At 46.3% G+C, this 13,780-nt stretch carries 20 protein-coding genes and 1 pseudogene; 8 read left to right on the top strand and 13 right to left on the bottom strand.

Annotation, left to right across the window (positions count from 1 at the left end; all coding sequences use genetic code 11):
- Nucleotides 1–120: 120 nt before the first annotated feature.
- Nucleotides 121–552: a nucleoside-diphosphate kinase gene (gene ndk / locus RJ32_RS11345; protein ID WP_011235266.1), complete on the bottom strand. Its 432-nt coding sequence runs from the start codon at nucleotides 550–552 to the stop codon at nucleotides 121–123.
- A 166-nt stretch (nucleotides 553–718) separates the two neighbouring features.
- Here ndk and msrA point away from each other — a divergent pair, with 166 nt between their 5' ends.
- Nucleotides 719–1,264 carry a peptide-methionine (S)-S-oxide reductase MsrA gene (msrA, locus tag RJ32_RS11340; protein ID WP_034822368.1) on the top strand — a complete coding sequence of 182 codons (546 nt, stop codon included), beginning with the start codon at nucleotides 719–721 and terminating at the stop codon, nucleotides 1,262–1,264.
- Here msrA and RJ32_RS11335 read toward each other — a convergent pair.
- From RJ32_RS11335 to trmJ, 3 genes are all read right to left on the bottom strand, one after another.
- Nucleotides 1,261–2,418 carry an IscS subfamily cysteine desulfurase gene (locus RJ32_RS11335; RefSeq protein WP_034822367.1) on the bottom strand — a complete coding sequence of 386 codons (1,158 nt, stop codon included), beginning with the start codon at nucleotides 2,416–2,418 and terminating at the stop codon, nucleotides 1,261–1,263. The two genes, msrA and RJ32_RS11335, sit on opposite strands and share 4 nt — an antisense overlap.
- Nucleotides 2,419–2,448: 30 nt before the next feature.
- Nucleotides 2,449–2,928, bottom strand: coding sequence for a Fe-S cluster assembly transcriptional regulator IscR (gene iscR / locus RJ32_RS11330; protein ID WP_011235269.1), 480 nt, complete (start codon nucleotides 2,926–2,928; stop codon nucleotides 2,449–2,451).
- Between the two features lie 66 nt (nucleotides 2,929–2,994).
- Entirely contained in the window at nucleotides 2,995–3,717 is a 723-nt protein-coding gene (gene trmJ, locus RJ32_RS11325; protein WP_011235270.1) for a tRNA (cytosine(32)/uridine(32)-2'-O)-methyltransferase TrmJ, read from the bottom strand.
- A gap of 108 nt (nucleotides 3,718–3,825) precedes the next feature.
- On the opposite strand from trmJ, the gene suhB reads away from it, so the two are divergent.
- Nucleotides 3,826–4,602, top strand: coding sequence for an inositol-1-monophosphatase (gene suhB, locus RJ32_RS11320; protein ID WP_011235271.1), 777 nt, complete (start codon nucleotides 3,826–3,828; stop codon nucleotides 4,600–4,602).
- A 73-nt stretch (nucleotides 4,603–4,675) separates the two neighbouring features.
- On the opposite strand, the gene RJ32_RS14550 is transcribed toward suhB, so the two are convergent.
- From RJ32_RS14550 to RJ32_RS11300, 6 genes are all read right to left on the bottom strand, one after another.
- A complete protein-coding gene (locus RJ32_RS14550) occupies nucleotides 4,676–4,846 on the bottom strand; it encodes a DUF3545 family protein (RefSeq protein ID WP_011235272.1) in 171 nt (56 codons plus the stop codon).
- Between the two features lie 168 nt (nucleotides 4,847–5,014).
- Nucleotides 5,015–5,467, bottom strand: coding sequence for a hypothetical protein (locus tag RJ32_RS11315; protein ID WP_034822364.1), 453 nt, complete (start codon nucleotides 5,465–5,467; stop codon nucleotides 5,015–5,017).
- A gap of 7 nt (nucleotides 5,468–5,474) precedes the next feature.
- Nucleotides 5,475–6,173 (bottom strand): nuclease-related domain-containing protein, encoded by a 699-nt coding sequence (locus RJ32_RS11310; protein WP_034822362.1) that lies wholly within the window; start codon nucleotides 6,171–6,173, stop codon nucleotides 5,475–5,477.
- Nucleotides 6,174–6,249: 76 nt separating this feature from the next.
- Entirely contained in the window at nucleotides 6,250–6,627 is a 378-nt protein-coding gene (locus RJ32_RS15245; protein WP_268766518.1) for a type II toxin-antitoxin system death-on-curing family toxin, read from the bottom strand.
- A 15-nt stretch (nucleotides 6,628–6,642) separates the two neighbouring features.
- Nucleotides 6,643–7,248 (bottom strand): virulence RhuM family protein, encoded by a 606-nt coding sequence (locus tag RJ32_RS15240; RefSeq protein WP_235598954.1) that lies wholly within the window; start codon nucleotides 7,246–7,248, stop codon nucleotides 6,643–6,645.
- A 123-nt stretch (nucleotides 7,249–7,371) separates the two neighbouring features.
- Nucleotides 7,372–7,671: a Rho termination factor N-terminal domain-containing protein gene (locus RJ32_RS11300; protein WP_034822360.1), complete on the bottom strand. Its 300-nt coding sequence runs from the start codon at nucleotides 7,669–7,671 to the stop codon at nucleotides 7,372–7,374.
- A 191-nt stretch (nucleotides 7,672–7,862) separates the two neighbouring features.
- Here RJ32_RS11300 and RJ32_RS11295 point away from each other — a divergent pair, with 191 nt between their 5' ends.
- A complete protein-coding gene (locus RJ32_RS11295) occupies nucleotides 7,863–8,114 on the top strand; it encodes a TIGR03643 family protein (RefSeq protein WP_034822359.1) in 252 nt (83 codons plus the stop codon).
- An 11-nt stretch (nucleotides 8,115–8,125) separates the two neighbouring features.
- On the opposite strand, the gene RJ32_RS11290 is transcribed toward RJ32_RS11295, so the two are convergent.
- The 3 genes and pseudogenes from RJ32_RS11290 to RJ32_RS11280 all read right to left on the bottom strand — a co-directional run bounded on the left by RJ32_RS11290 (nucleotide 8,126) and on the right by RJ32_RS11280 (nucleotide 10,063).
- The gene (locus RJ32_RS11290; RefSeq protein ID WP_034822357.1) at nucleotides 8,126–8,650 is read right to left on the bottom strand and encodes a cytochrome b; all 525 of its coding nucleotides are present in this window, start codon (nucleotides 8,648–8,650) and stop codon (nucleotides 8,126–8,128) included.
- The gene (locus RJ32_RS11285; protein WP_034822355.1) at nucleotides 8,643–9,623 is read right to left on the bottom strand and encodes a catalase family peroxidase; all 981 of its coding nucleotides are present in this window, start codon (nucleotides 9,621–9,623) and stop codon (nucleotides 8,643–8,645) included. Before RJ32_RS11285 ends, RJ32_RS11290 begins: the two co-directional genes overlap by 8 nt.
- Before the next feature lie 41 nt (nucleotides 9,624–9,664).
- Nucleotides 9,665–10,063 (bottom strand): annotated as a pseudogene (locus RJ32_RS11280) (thiol-disulfide oxidoreductase DCC family protein).
- A 184-nt stretch (nucleotides 10,064–10,247) separates the two neighbouring features.
- Here RJ32_RS11280 and RJ32_RS11275 point away from each other — a divergent pair.
- From RJ32_RS11275 to RJ32_RS11255, 5 genes are all read left to right on the top strand, one after another.
- The gene (locus RJ32_RS11275; RefSeq protein ID WP_082815464.1) at nucleotides 10,248–10,850 is read left to right on the top strand and encodes an ATP-binding cassette domain-containing protein; all 603 of its coding nucleotides are present in this window, start codon (nucleotides 10,248–10,250) and stop codon (nucleotides 10,848–10,850) included.
- Complete coding sequence (locus tag RJ32_RS11270) at nucleotides 10,847–11,971, top strand: DUF6136 family protein (protein WP_034822351.1); 1,125 nt, start codon at nucleotides 10,847–10,849, stop codon at nucleotides 11,969–11,971. Before RJ32_RS11275 ends, RJ32_RS11270 begins: the two co-directional genes overlap by 4 nt.
- A gap of 128 nt (nucleotides 11,972–12,099) precedes the next feature.
- The gene (locus RJ32_RS11265) at nucleotides 12,100–12,975 is read left to right on the top strand and encodes a DNA ligase (RefSeq protein WP_034822349.1); all 876 of its coding nucleotides are present in this window, start codon (nucleotides 12,100–12,102) and stop codon (nucleotides 12,973–12,975) included.
- A gap of 82 nt (nucleotides 12,976–13,057) precedes the next feature.
- A complete protein-coding gene (locus tag RJ32_RS11260; protein ID WP_011235283.1) occupies nucleotides 13,058–13,336 on the top strand; it encodes a type II toxin-antitoxin system RelE/ParE family toxin in 279 nt (92 codons plus the stop codon).
- Nucleotides 13,336–13,632, top strand: coding sequence for a HigA family addiction module antitoxin (locus tag RJ32_RS11255; protein WP_011235284.1), 297 nt, complete (start codon nucleotides 13,336–13,338; stop codon nucleotides 13,630–13,632). The genes RJ32_RS11260 and RJ32_RS11255 overlap by 1 nt, the downstream gene beginning before the upstream one ends.
- The last annotated feature ends 148 nt before the right edge of the window (nucleotides 13,633–13,780 follow it).

Genomic DNA, 13,780 nt, shown 5'->3' with positions numbered 1-13,780 from the left:
GTGCTTCGACGTATTGTAGCCTGACATTCATGTCAGGTGAGCTCCTGACATAAACGTCAGGCTGCCTACATCTTAGATCTCACCTGATGCAATAGCATCAGGCTACATTCAAATACAGTCTTAGCGAGTACGCTGGCAAACTTCTTCGTCGCTGAAGAAGTAAGAGATTTCACGTGCAGCAGATTCAGTTGCATCTGAACCATGTACCGCATTTTCGTCTATAGTTTCAGCATAGTCGGCACGAATAGTTCCTGCCAGTGCTTCTGCAGGATTCGTAGCACCCATGATGTCGCGGTTTTTACGTACAGCGTCTTCACCTTCAAGAACCTGAACAACGATAGGGCCTGAAGTCATGAATTCAACCAAAGCACCAAAGAAAGGACGTTCTTTGTGTTCTGCGTAGAAACCTTCAGCCTGTTCTTTGCTTAAGTGCATCATTTTAGCACCAACAATGCGAAGACCAGCAGATTCAAAACGGTTGTAGATAGCGCCGATTAAGTTTTTTGCAACTGCATCAGGCTTGATAATTGATAGAGTGCGCTCTAAAGCCATGGTTATAAACTCCAATAAAATTAAGGGATAAATCAGTCGCGCGGATTATACGTGAGATCGGCGCAGAAATCGAATACCCAGTGATTGTTTTTTCATTCATTCTCAGCTAGGATGAGAGAACTTATATAGCCATATAGACGTCTATTTGACGATAAGGAGTTCTGACATGGCGAACAATGAATATGAACAAGCCACCCTGGGCGGAGGTTGCTTCTGGTGTGTTGAATCAGCCTTCCTTCAGGTAAAAGGCATTCAGTCGGTTAAATCGGGCTACACTGGCGGGCATACTGTCGATCCAACTTACGAGCAGGTTTGCAGTGGCGAAACAGGACATGCCGAAGTTGCACAACTCCAGTACGACCCGGAGCAAATCTCTTACCGTCAAATCTTAGAAATCTTTTTCACTTTGCACGATCCAACTCAGGTGAATCGTCAGGGTAACGATGTGGGTACTCAATATCGCACATCAATTTTTTATCATAACGACGCGCAAAAACGTGAAGCGGAAAGTATTATTGCGGAACTTGCAGCCGATGCAGCATTTGCAGCTCCTATCGTAACGGAAGTGACTGAGTTAGGGACTTTTTACCCGGCAGAGGATTACCACGAAAACTACTACGCCAGAAACCCGGAAAACCCGTATTGTCAGGCGGTAATTTCACCGAAGCTGGCTAAGTTCCGTAAAACCTTTGCTGGCCTGCTAAAGGACTAAGCAGCGCCTCTTAAGGTTCCGATAGTGCGGTGGATAAGCTCTACCGCACTATCGATATCTGCTTCGGACGTGTAACGCCCAATACTAAAGCGCAATGAACTCATTGCCAGCTCATGTTCAACGCCTAATGCTCTTAACACATACGAGGGTTCAACACTGGCCGACGTACAGGCCGAGCCCGATGAGAGCGCAAGATCTTTTAACGCCATTAGCAACAGTTCACCATCAACTCCGGCAAAACTGATGTTAGTAATATGCGGAACCCGTTGCTGGTCAGAGCCATTCAAAGTTACACCTTCTAACTGGCTAACCCCTTTCCATAGTCGCTGACGCAAGTTTTCAATTCGTGCGGGCTCCAGTTCCAGCTCGTTAAGAGCCAGTTCCGCCGCTACACCCATACCGACAATTTGGTGAGTTGGTAACGTGCCTGAGCGCATGCCACGCTCATGACCCCCGCCATGCATTTGCGCAAGCAGACGAACTCGCGGAGTGCGGCGTACATACAACGCCCCAATACCTTTAGGGCCATACATTTTATGAGCAGAAAGAGATAGTAAATCGACCGGTAATTCCGACATATCCATTGGCACTTTGCCGGACGCCTGAGCGGCGTCAACATGAAATATTGTGCCATTTTCACGGCACAAGTGACCTATAGCGGTTATATCCTGAAGCACACCTATTTCGTTATTAACCAGCATTGCGCTCACTAACACCGTATCTTCGCGCAAGGCTGAGCGGAACAAATCCATATCCAGCAAGCCGTCAGTTCCGACATCCAGATACGTCACTTCAAAGCCTTCTTTTTCCAGCTGTCCGCAGGTATCTAAAACCGCTTTGTGCTCGGTTTTAAGTGTAATAACGTGTTTGCCTTTATCTGAGTAATACTGAGCTGCGCCTTTTATGGCGAGGTTATCTGACTCAGTCGCACCTGAGGTAAAAACAATTTCGCGCGCGTCAGCGTTAATAAGATCAGCAACCTGATTGCGGGCAATATCGACAGCTTCTTCTGCCTGCCAGCCGTACTTATGCGAACGCGATGCGGGGTTACCAAACAAGCCATGCTGCGTTAAACAACCCATCATTTTTTCTGCTACAACAGGATCGACTGGCGTGGTTGCAGCATAATCAAAATAAAGAGGTAACTTAGACACTTGCTTGCTCCTGACAACTTAAAGGCAATATTATAGGTGAGAGTTTAACTTAATCTCTTCTTCACTGTGGTTATGCAACGCATTCTGCCTATTCAGAACGTCACCCACGTCCTCTTTCTTCATCAACTCAGCCAGCGTAATACCGTCCAGAAAGTCGGATATTCTGTCGCTTAACCCTTCCCACAAAGAGTGGGTCAGACAACGTTCGCCGCCCTGACAGTTAGCTTTACCCTGACAACGCGTTGCATCAATTGACTCGTCCACCGCATGAATGACGGCACCAACAGAAATATCATTTGCGGCACAACCCAGACGATAACCACCACCCGGACCTCGCACACTGTCCACCAACCCGTGCTTACGTAAGCGCGAAAACAACTGCTCTAAATACGACAGAGATATTCCCTGACGCTCAGAAATATCTGCTAACGGCACGGGACCATTTGCCGTAAAAAGCGCAACGTCCAGCATAGCTGTTACTGCGTATCGACCTTTTGACGTCAGGCGCATGGTGGTTTCCTCTGCTGTTTAATTCATCGTTAATGTATTGAGATTCTACATTCCCGACTATTTTAGTCAAGTATTACCCGTTGATTTGTCCACAGAGGCTAAGATGCCACGTAAAATATTAATTTCATTTTCTTCCGGGCGGGCGCGGTTAAATAAACGACGCAGTTTTGTCATGACTTGTCCGGGGTGCTGAGGAACAATGAACCCAGTCTGACCCAGAGTCTTTTCAAGATGCTCATAAAACCGTTCTAAATCTTCAGCACGCGGGTATTCCGGTAAGTTTTCCGGGGCGCGTTGTTTCGATTCCAGCCACTGCATGCGTAGCTCATAACTCACCGTCTGCACCGCCATAGCCAGGTTTAGTGAACTGTAATCGGGGTTAGTTGGTATGTGTAAATGAAACTGACTTTGCTGTAGCTCTTCGTTGGTTAATCCACTGTTTTCACGGCCAAATACCAGAGCAACCTGATGCTGACTGGTCTCCTCCAATACTTTTGCCGCACATTCCCTCGGGCCTAACAGCGGCCAATCCAATGTTCTGTTACGAGCGCTGGTGGCAATAACCAAACCACAGTCGGCAATGGCCTCCTGGAGAGTGTCCACAATAGTCGCCGACGCCAGAATATCGGTTGCGCCCGCAGCTAACGCCGATGCGTGACTATCAGGCTCCTGCACAGGGTCGACTAAGGTTAGTTTAGACAACCCCATAGTCTTCATGGCACGGGCGACAGAGCCAATGTTTCCGGTATGAGACGTATTCACCAGAACAATACGAATGTTATCAAGCATGGCGTTTCCCTTGAGTTTTTCTCGGCTTATGGAAAAGTTTGGCATGATACCGTAACACTGGTATGATCCGCGACCGAAAATTGTTCTTTTACAGCACAGGTAATTGGTATGCATCCGATGTTAAATATTGCGGTGCGCGCAGCGCGTGCGGCCGGCAAAATTTTAGTTAAAAATTTCGACCAGGGCAGTCCTGTTGAAGCCGAATCAAAAGGTTTGAACGACTGGGTTACTGATATGGATAAAGCTGCAGAGCAGGCTATTATCAACACCATCAAAAAGTCTTACCCTGATCACGGCATCATCGCAGAAGAAAGCGGTACTCAGGCTGGAAAAGAAAACGACTTCCAGTGGGTTATTGATCCGCTAGACGGCACGACCAATTACATGCGCGGTATCCCCCATTTTTGTATCTCTATAGCGTTACTTCACAAAGGTTCTGTTCAACAGGCCGTTGTTTACGATCCTATGCGCGAAGAATTATTCACCGCTACCCGCGGCGCCGGTGCGCAGCTAAATGGTCGTCGTTTACGCATTTCACCTAAAGTGGAATTAAAAGGCGCTATTTTAGCAACGGGTTTCCCGTTCAAAATGAAAAACCGTTTACCGGAATACCTGGAAATGTTCAGCAAGTTGTTTGAGCACTGTGCCGACGTTCGCCGTGCAGGCGCAGCAGCACTGGACTTAGCTTACGTTGCAGCAGCACGCCACGACGCCTTCTGGGAAATGGGTCTTAAGCCATGGGATATGTTGGCTGGCGAATTATTGGTTCGCGAAGCCGGTGGCATAGTCAGTGACTTTCAGGGTGGCCACAACTACATTCAGTCAGGCAACATAGCAGCAGGTGCGCCAAAAGCATTAAAACAAATGCTGGCACAAATTCGCTAAGCTCTTTCTAAAAACAAGAGCAGTAAGCCCAAAAGCAAAACGCCGTCTGAGGTCACCCAGACGGCGTTCTTTTTTATAGTTCGATTTCTTCTAAATCGAGTTCAAGCGAGTAATCCATATCAGAGAGTTCTTCCCGCAACCGGTACTTCTCTTTTAGCTGCTCTATTTCACGCCATTTACGTTTTGCCGCGCGACCCTTACCAGACTTGTCATTAACCTTTTGCAGTTCTTCTGAATGATCCATGTTATGACCCTCTGCTTTTTTGATACAACTTTTTTAATTATGGTATTAGCGCTGCAGTTAATCTGTTTGTTAACAAAAAAACCACAACTCATAAGTACCACACACCAGGCCACATTAAAAGAACTTTGTTACGCTTTTGTTAACAAATGATGGCGAAGGTGTGAAGAATTAGGTGATCAACTCAACTTGGGGGTAATTCGTCTTAAAGAAGTTCTGAACGGAGTCAAATTGCTGAATCGGAAACACATAATGATGGCTAATTTGGTAGTTAAAAGGAAAACTCAAAATAGCTGAGTTTTTATCATATTCACCAACAGCCACTCGCTTTAACTTTTTAGCCGGCACCTGCTCAAGTCCTACACGCAATTGCTCACCCTGTACACCCAGCAACGCCATCATATTTTTTACTTCGCTTCGGTTGTGCGACCGATTCCCAAAAGCGTCAGGGGTAATATAAAAAGCCAACAACACAAGCATAGCCCCATACAATTGTCCCCAAAATCCCAACTCAAAATAAAACAAGAGAAAATAGGGAAGAAAGATCAAAGCCAATCTTATCCATTTAGGAATTTTTAGCATGTGCTCATTAAGTTTCTCTTTGAAGCTATGGTATTTATTCATTTATCTGTCACTTTTTAAGCGTTACTAACTGCTGCACGACGGTATCAATATTCGAAGGTGCCCGCTTGGGCTGATAGTTCAAAATATACTCGACCAGTCCTTTACGTTCAATCACGGGCACGCTTGGAGGTGAAGACAGCTTAACCCGTGCGCTGCGGTGTGAAAAAAACACAACTCCGTCTATCCAGGTAGATGCGCGGTTTTTCTTCAAGTGCTCTGCTAATACATGTACTTGCTTTTTTAACTGCTTTATTGGATTTCGAACTTTGGCTGTATACCGGCCACCTTTGCGTCCTACTTTATGAGCTACCCAATTAGAAGATTGCTCATCTCCCATTACTTTAGAATTGTTGTTCTTCACTTCGACTACAAACACGCCGTTAGGGCCCACCACAATTAAATCCAGCTCCGTGAAGCCGCGTTTTGCTCGCGAATTGGGTACATCAACCTGGTTAAACAAAATGTAGCTATCAGGGAGCTTCTCTAAAAGCTTCAGTGTTTTTAATTCGCCTCTGGCACCCGAACGCTTAGTAGATGCCGCCCCAATAATACTGAAGAGGTAAATTAGTCCGACAATCCACCAGAGGTTTGGTAATTTGTACATTAAAAAACCCGCAATAGGCGCGCCAATAATAGCGACCCATACGCGGGCTTTATTCACTTCTTGCGAAAGACGATTTTTGGTTATGTACTGCGTGTCGGCCATGACAATTTGACTGCTTTTCCTTGCGAATTAGGGGATATATTAAACCACCAAAGCAGTCATTCGTCAGCTTTAATTCTTAGTTATCGGCAGGCTCCTTAAGGAGAATAAAATGTTCTACCAAACGAATCATCAACTCTTTTTGGTTTGGTAAGCTCTCGGCTACTAATAGTGCCAAAGCCACTAGCGTGTTGTCGTTAATCAATTTTTCAACGGGCTTAGCTAACAAGTGCTGATTTAATCGCAAATACCACAAAAATAGGAAAGAGCCCGAGCGTTTATTACCGTCTGCTAAGGGGTGATTCTTGATAACAAAGTACAACAGATGGGCAGCTCGGCTTGCTATGTTGGGGTAAAACAACTCACCCGCAAAACCTTGCTCTATTGTAGCCAATGCCGAAGAAAGCCCGTTGCCACGAACCTGTCCGAATAACTCAGTGGCTTCGCCTTTAGTTATAAGTGTTTTTCTAAGCTATTGAATGGCATCGGTTGCGTTATCCGGATCCAGAGCCTGCATACCATTTTGTCTGGTACCTATCTCAGCTAAAACTTGCTCGTCATAACCTTGCAATAGCGACCAGGAACGAGCGTACTCACTTATAACCTCTGCAACAGCCTCACCAGCTTCAGAAACTAACCCTTGGTTGCTCAGTGTACGACTGAGTAGATTCAGGGCTTGCTCAAATTCAATGCCGCGCTCTTGGAGCCGGCGTTGGTTTAGAGTGTAGCCTTCAACGAGGTGCTCTTTCAGAACTCTCGTTGCCCATTGGCGGAACTGCACACCTCGTTGAGATTTTACCCGGTAACCGACAGAAATAATGACATCTAAATTAAAATAACCTACTTGGTAAGTTTTTCCATCAGAAGCAGTATGTGCAAAATTTGCACATACTGAATTTCTGTCGAGTTCATCGTCTTTGAATATATTCCGAATATGCTTTGCAACAACGGAGCGTTCACGCCCAAACAACTCCGCCATCTGCTCTTGAGAGAGCCAGACCGTTTCCTTATCCAAAGCCACTTCCAATTGTGCCTGCCCATCCTGGCTCTCAAATATTTGAATTTGCTTGTCGTTCACGCTTTATTCCTCATCCTTGAGCTTTGTGTCTTCACCAAGCACTCTTGCATAGTTAGCATTTCTTCATTCGGCCACAATGATTTCATTAAACCACCAAAGCAGTCACTCGTCAGCTTTAATCCCTTACTGCTTTTGCCTTATAGCCTCAATCAGCTCGTCTTTTGTCATTTGGCTGCGGTTATCAATATCAAGCTGTTGCGCCCTATTGTATAACTCATCTTTGGTGCGCTCTTCCAGTCGGGTATTGGGGTTACCTGTCCCCTGAGTAGTGGTGTTATCGGTAAGCCCCTCTTCGCGTCGCTGCTTATTCACAGTGCGACTGGCAATTTCCTCTGCTTCATCTTCACTTTTTCCGTCATCCAGCTGAGACTGCTTAATATGCTGATACATACGCTCGTCTTTGTCACGCCAAACGTCTGGCATAGCAGCCTCCTTAATCGTTAAAATGTCAGTGCGTTTTCTCAACTTATTCATTATTAAGTGTAGTACAGCACATCTTAAAATAAAGATACGCGGAGCATCTTTACGGTTTGTAGAACAGAGTCGGTGTAGTCGTGAAGATCTGATTCCCAAAGGCGAACGTAATTGAGTGAAAGACATTAAGTACCCTGTTTATGAACCTGACTGAATCTGAAGTATCTCGCGTTATAGAAATGGCGTGGGAAGACCGCACGCCATTTGAAGCTATTGAAGAACAATTCGGCCTGCAGGAAAAGCAGGTTGTGAAGTTTATGCGCTCGCAACTAAAGCCCGGCAGCTTTCGCTTATGGCGGGAACGTGTGTCGGGGCGCAATACTAAACATCGTAAACTGCGCCCCGCGGGAGTGTCACGCGGCTACTGCCCAACACAATATAAACAGCGTTAAGCAACAACGCACTAAAGCATACTTTTCAGAACCTTGTCCTTGCGGATAAAGTGATGATGCAAGGCTGCAGCAACGTGCAAAGCAACCAATGCCATAAGAGCTATTGCCAGCCAGCCGTGCAGCTCCCGGAATACAACATAGTTCTCAATATCGACAGTAAGCGCGGCCGGTAAGCGGAACCAGCCAAATACCTCAATTGGCCGCCCGGCAAAGTACTGCATTAAGTACCCTGAAATTGGCATGGCGAACAACAGCAAATAAAGCAGCCAGTGAGAAGCCTTAGCGACAAATTTCTGCACGCTTGATAAGTCTCCGGGTAGTGGCGGAATTTGATGGAACAAACGATTCACTAAACGGGCAATAACCAGTACGGCAGCCACAACACCAAAAGCTTTGTGCACGGTTAGAATGCTTAACTGCCAAGGCTCTAAAGAACGAACCATCAATAGGCCAGCCGCCAGCATCGAAATCACCAAAGCCGCCATAGCCCAGTGGAACAAGCGCATCGACAAGGAAAACTGTTGTGTGTTATTCATTACCCTGCTCCTCCAGCTCGCCCATTAACGCTTCTTTTGCTCTGCGCCGATAAGACTCGGCATAAGCCGCGGAACGAGCACGTAGTATGGGATCACGGGTTGCCTCAATACCGGTTGGTAGCACCAGAGGGTCGTAATTTATACCGTGGCATTCGCCCTGTAACTGCGGCGTTACCCCGGTAATAATAATTTGCCCCGCCGTAATCTGCTCACGGCTGTCCGGCCATGCTTTTGCTGGATTGTTCTCGTCATCTTCTTCATTTGCCAAAGTAAAAACCCAGTCAAAAATGATGTTTTCTTTCGCTACCCTGTTGGTAATTTCTTGGTGCAGAGCGTCCACACCCTCTAAGTTGTCAGCAGAAACTGAAACTGTCGGTTGCAGACTCCAGCGTACGGCTTGCTTTTCGCCGTTTGAATTCACAAAATAAAACGCGTTAATGCTGTTATAAGTTTCAGCAGCAAAACTTCCGCTGGGTTGGTATTGCGCTTTCCAGCTTAAAAAGCCACTGCTCTCAGGGTGTTCGGCAAAAAACTTTTGTATTGCTTTAGGACCGGCCTGAATCGCCTGAATTTGCTGGTAAAAAGTATGCGGATCTTTAACAGCCATAACGGGCGGTGTATTCATTGCAATACGCCATTGCTCGGTCGAACTCATGGCAAAGCTCAGAGCCAAACTTCGCACCGGTGCTTTTAAGTCAGGCGCTGTTGGATTATTCCCTGCAACAGAAAAACGCCCGATAAACGGCATGGAGCCCGTTTCAAATAGTGCCGCTTTTGAATAGCCGGCTAACTGCCCGTTTGAACGAAACTCACCACTGAGGCAAATACCTTTTGCGTGAGCACGCCGAAAGCCTTCATGGGCGGTTTCTCCCTGCTGTAAATTCACAAACTCTTGCGCACTAACTTTGGGGGGATCATCGGCTGCCACGCTCATTATTGGCGCCAGCAATAACACCAGATATTGTTTTTTCATATTGAAAGTACTCTTGTTATCATTTTTTTGGTTAGAGTATATCAGTCAATCGAGCACTGCGAGCAGCGCTCTTTCCCTGTTAATAATTTAGAAATGCGGTTACGGTAGCGCGCGAAAAATAAGTACGCTTTATCGGCAAACCATCGAATGAAAGGCCAGCGTAAAGGCGCGATCATCCAGCCTTTACCCACCTACGACCAGGCCGCATAGGTTACATCCAGACCATAAATCATTTCACCAGAACGAGCCTGCCCGTGTAAATACTGGTTAGCCTTAACAACGTCTACTGCAGGATAGCGCTGGTTAAAATCCGGCTCGTTAATGTTCTCAAACTGGATCTTTCTTTGTTCATCCAGCTTCCTTAAATGGCGCATTTCTTTTACGCAGAGCGGACATCCACCGTCGAAGAAGATAACAAGTTTCGAACTTTGTTCTGACATTAGAACCACCGTTTTGCGAATTACACCTTCTTATACGCTGTTTTTGCGTATTTGACTCATAATGTAATGCGAAAACCGGTCTGCAAATGCCTAAGGCTTATTTTCCCCGCTGGTCATCAATGGTATAAAGTTAAGTCTCTATAACAAAAACATAAACCATTCATCAGCTAAGGAACCTCAGCAGTTGTTAGTTTTCGACAAGGTCAGTCAGTTTAACGGGCATCGGTGTATTTTCCGTCATTTATCCTTAACTGTTGATGCGCCCCGCGTTTGCATTACCGGCCCCAATGGCATTGGCAAAACCACTCTGCTTTTATTAGCGGCAGGGCTTATCTCCCCGCGTGAAGGGGAAATTACCCATCAGAAGCAAAATGTTCTTCTCGCAAGCAGTAAAAACAACATAGGCATAAGCGCCAGCAAAGTTGCCTTACCAGCATTTATGACGGTGAAGGAGTTACTTAAATTTCACGCGCTGCAATTTAACTGCCCTACTAACAACTGGACTAACGAGTTTGGGCTGGAGCCATACCTGGCGACCAAAGTGTCCAACCTTTCGCTGGGTAATTATAAAAAGCTGAGTTTAATTACCGCCTTGATGCACCAGCCGGAGTTACTGCTACTGGATGAACCCGGTAATGGGCTTGATGACCAAACCCGCGCGGTGCTGGAAAAGGTTTTGAACAGTTATCACGGTCAGATTATCGTCGCCAGCCACGAGACTGTATTTTCAGACAATACCGAGGTGCAGCACATCGCTCTGGAAAACATCATTGATGGTGCGGTGTGAGTTACTGGTTATTTCGAATCAGAATTTACCATGAGTCTCTGAAGCAGTGGTTGGACAGCCTGAGGCAAATTAGCATGGGACTGGTGGCTTTATTTCCTCTCGCCCTGCCGGTACTTATTATGCTGCCGCTTTTGTCGATAGGCATTCTGGCCAGCCCGGAAACCAGCGCATCGGTTTATCTGAACACCCTATGGGGCTATTTATTGTTGCTGTATAGCTGGATGAGTTTTCAGCGGGACGGTATTTGCGCCACCCACTACCAGCTTTATATAAAATCATTGCCGACCAGGCCGCTCGTCAAATCCTTCAGTAATTTGGGGTTAATACTGTACGGAGCAAACTTTTTTATTCTGGGGCCGCTGGCTTTACTGCTTATTGTGGCGTTTCAGCAAAATGGAAGGCTGTTGTCCGGCGACGGGCAGCTTTGGTTTGAGCTCATTCCTTTAACGGGTGTCGTGCTCTTCGCAGCTTATTACGGTTTTGTTGCCGTTAACAACAGACTTCCCTGGTTCAGCTTGCTGCTTTTTCCTTTCATCGCTTTTGCATTGCCCTGGGAATTAACCAAACCCGAATGGCTGCTACTGTGGAGCGCCGCAGTTCTGATTGAGCGTTTTATACCAAGCTTCACAATAACACTCGGGGAATGGCCGAAAGGACTGTTTCGGCTGCTTTTACAAGCCGACATTGCATCCCCCAACGGAGAGAAGTTAAGACTGGTGACTTTGCTACTGCTCGTAGCGGTCACTCGCCTCAGCGTTTCTCAAATAGAGCCCGACGTTCAGCCCTACCTTCTAAATTTGGTCAGTTTTGTCAGTGCACTGTTGTTAGCAAGTAGCTTGTTTGGAACCCAGGCACTTAGAAAACACTATCAATTGTATTTAGGCAGCTTGCCGGAGAAGCAGTCAATTCAGCTGAGTAAAAGCATTATTTATGCGTTTGTTAAAGCGCTGGCAGGCGTGTTGCTTATCCTGCTATCGGGTATTTTTACAGAGCAACAATGGGCATTATGGCTGTTATTTTATATCAGCACAGCGCTTGGCATATTACTGCGCCCGCAGTGGTTTCTGTTGTTCCCATGCGTGGCAGCACTTCTGGCTTTTTTGGCAGCCTCTGCATTGTAAAAACAATAACCATTTTGCTTAGCCCACAATACGACATTGCCGCGCTGCCAACTTTAGTAAGCAATGCTAGTCTCTTTGTGACACCCGGCGCAGACGCGCTGCAACTCAGTCCAAAATAAGAGGCAAGGATGCCAAAACTCTCTAAAATTCATCTCGTTTACTTAGCGGCATTTTTTATCGCTGCCTTTTGTGCCTTGCCTGCTGCCGCATTGCAGGCTTCAACGCAAACTCAGCTCGCAAAAGTGTATGAACAGGACACAAGCAACCCCATCAGCGACTATTTGGTGAGTGAAAAATACGATGGTATCCGGGCCATTTGGACAGGCTCGAAACTGCTGACTCGGCAAGGCAACCTGATATCAGCTCCGGAGTGGTTTACTGCACCGCTACCCGCCGTTTGGCTTGACGGTGAACTGTGGACAAAACGTCAGAACTTTGAGGCGCTAAGCTCTATTGTGCGCACCCAAACACCAAAGGACAACCGTTGGCGGAAAGTGAAGTATATGGTGTTTGATATGCCTGACGCACAGCTACCTTTTGAGGAACGATACAAAAACTACTCAAAGTTAATTGAGCAAGTAAACGCTGAACATATTAAAGCAGTACAACAACAGCGGTTTCATTCCAATCATGAATTAAGCGAGCACCTGCAAGCCATGGTTGATCAAGGCGCAGAAGGCCTGATGTTGCACTTAGCTACAGCGCTTCATCAGTCGGGTAGAAGCGACGCTTTATTGAAGCTAAAGCCCTATTTCGATGAAGAGGCCGAGGTCATCGCGCATTTACCCGGCAAAGGTAAATACACCGACATGCTCGGTGCGCTGCGCGTGCGCAATCAGCAAGGCATTGAATTTTCTGTTGGCACCGGATTCACCGACGCGGAACGCGCTAACCCTCCGCCTGTCGGCAGTATCATTACCTACAAGTATCACGGCTACACCAGTAATGGCGTGCCACGCTTTGCCAGCTTTTTACGAATTAGGGAGGTTGTAGAGGGTGAATAAGCTTTTAGACACGGTGCGTATGCAAAAAATACAAAGAAACCACGAATTGACAACGTTGCGCAACACGCTACACTAAGAGCTCATGATCAAAACTTTCAAGCACAAAGGACTGAGGCTTTACTTCGAAATTGGAAGTACTCGTGGAATTCAAGCGAACCATGCAGCAAGGTTACGTATGCAGTTAGTGGCATTAAATACAGCTATGAAAGTTTCAGATCTCGACATTCCGGGATACAAACTGCACCCGTTAAAAGGTAGTCGAAAAAATATTTGGTCGATAGCGGTTAGTGGCAACTGGCGTTTAACCTTCGAGTTTCGTGATGGTCATGTATATCTACTTAATTACGAGGATTATCACTGATGTCTATTATGTTTAACCCAGCCCACCCAGGCGAATTTATTCTAGCAACTTATATGCAGCCTTTTGGCTTGAGTTGCCGGTATTTAGCTACAAAGTTAAATGTTTCTCCATCCACTTTAAACAGAGTTTTGAAATGCCAAAGTGGTATAAGCCCTGAAATGGCGTTGCGTTTATCCAAAGCTTTGGGCAGAAGTCCGGAGAGTTGGCTAGCGATGCAGGATGCATACGATTTATGGCATGCTGGAAAAAACTTAAGTTTAGATAAGGTTCAGAAGCTTGATCTTACGATCGCATGATAAATGCCTAACAGGCTCGCTGCTATATCCAGCGTTGACTCGCGTAAACGCTCAAATACCTACATTCGATGAGCGCAATACAAAAGATCAAGTTAAAGCGCGTTTGCATGGCAAAAAGCCAAGCTGATTAAGAATACAAAACAGCAGA

Source organism: Idiomarina sp. 28-8 (genome assembly GCF_000320945.2).
Taxonomy (GTDB): Bacteria; Pseudomonadota; Gammaproteobacteria; order Enterobacterales; family Alteromonadaceae; genus Idiomarina; species Idiomarina loihiensis.
Note: the sequence above shows the minus strand (reverse complement) of the source record. Positions and strands in the feature narration are given on the sequence as shown.

Excerpts from the sequence above, each read along its gene's own strand:
- ndk (WP_011235266.1), bottom strand. The coding sequence starts at position 552 with ATGGCTTTAGAGCGCACTCTATCAATTATCAAGCCTGATGCAGTTGCA.
- msrA (WP_034822368.1), top strand. The coding sequence starts at position 719 with ATGGCGAACAATGAATATGAACAAGCCACCCTGGGCGGAGGTTGCTTC.
- iscR (WP_011235269.1), bottom strand. The coding sequence starts at position 2,928 with ATGCGCCTGACGTCAAAAGGTCGATACGCAGTAACAGCTATGCTGGAC.
- trmJ (WP_011235270.1), bottom strand. The coding sequence starts at position 3,717 with ATGCTTGATAACATTCGTATTGTTCTGGTGAATACGTCTCATACCGGA.
- suhB (WP_011235271.1), top strand. The coding sequence starts at position 3,826 with ATGCATCCGATGTTAAATATTGCGGTGCGCGCAGCGCGTGCGGCCGGC.
- RJ32_RS14550 (WP_011235272.1), bottom strand. The coding sequence starts at position 4,846 with ATGGATCATTCAGAAGAACTGCAAAAGGTTAATGACAAGTCTGGTAAG.
- RJ32_RS11315 (WP_034822364.1), bottom strand. The coding sequence starts at position 5,467 with ATGAATAAATACCATAGCTTCAAAGAGAAACTTAATGAGCACATGCTA.
- RJ32_RS11310 (WP_034822362.1), bottom strand. The coding sequence starts at position 6,173 with ATGGCCGACACGCAGTACATAACCAAAAATCGTCTTTCGCAAGAAGTG.
- RJ32_RS11300 (WP_034822360.1), bottom strand. The coding sequence starts at position 7,671 with ATGCCAGACGTTTGGCGTGACAAAGACGAGCGTATGTATCAGCATATT.
- RJ32_RS11295 (WP_034822359.1), top strand. The coding sequence starts at position 7,863 with ATGAACCTGACTGAATCTGAAGTATCTCGCGTTATAGAAATGGCGTGG.
- RJ32_RS11290 (WP_034822357.1), bottom strand. The coding sequence starts at position 8,650 with ATGAATAACACACAACAGTTTTCCTTGTCGATGCGCTTGTTCCACTGG.
- RJ32_RS11285 (WP_034822355.1), bottom strand. The coding sequence starts at position 9,623 with ATGAAAAAACAATATCTGGTGTTATTGCTGGCGCCAATAATGAGCGTG.
- RJ32_RS11265 (WP_034822349.1), top strand. The coding sequence starts at position 12,100 with ATGCCAAAACTCTCTAAAATTCATCTCGTTTACTTAGCGGCATTTTTT.
- RJ32_RS11260 (WP_011235283.1), top strand. The coding sequence starts at position 13,058 with ATGATCAAAACTTTCAAGCACAAAGGACTGAGGCTTTACTTCGAAATT.
- RJ32_RS11255 (WP_011235284.1), top strand. The coding sequence starts at position 13,336 with ATGTCTATTATGTTTAACCCAGCCCACCCAGGCGAATTTATTCTAGCA.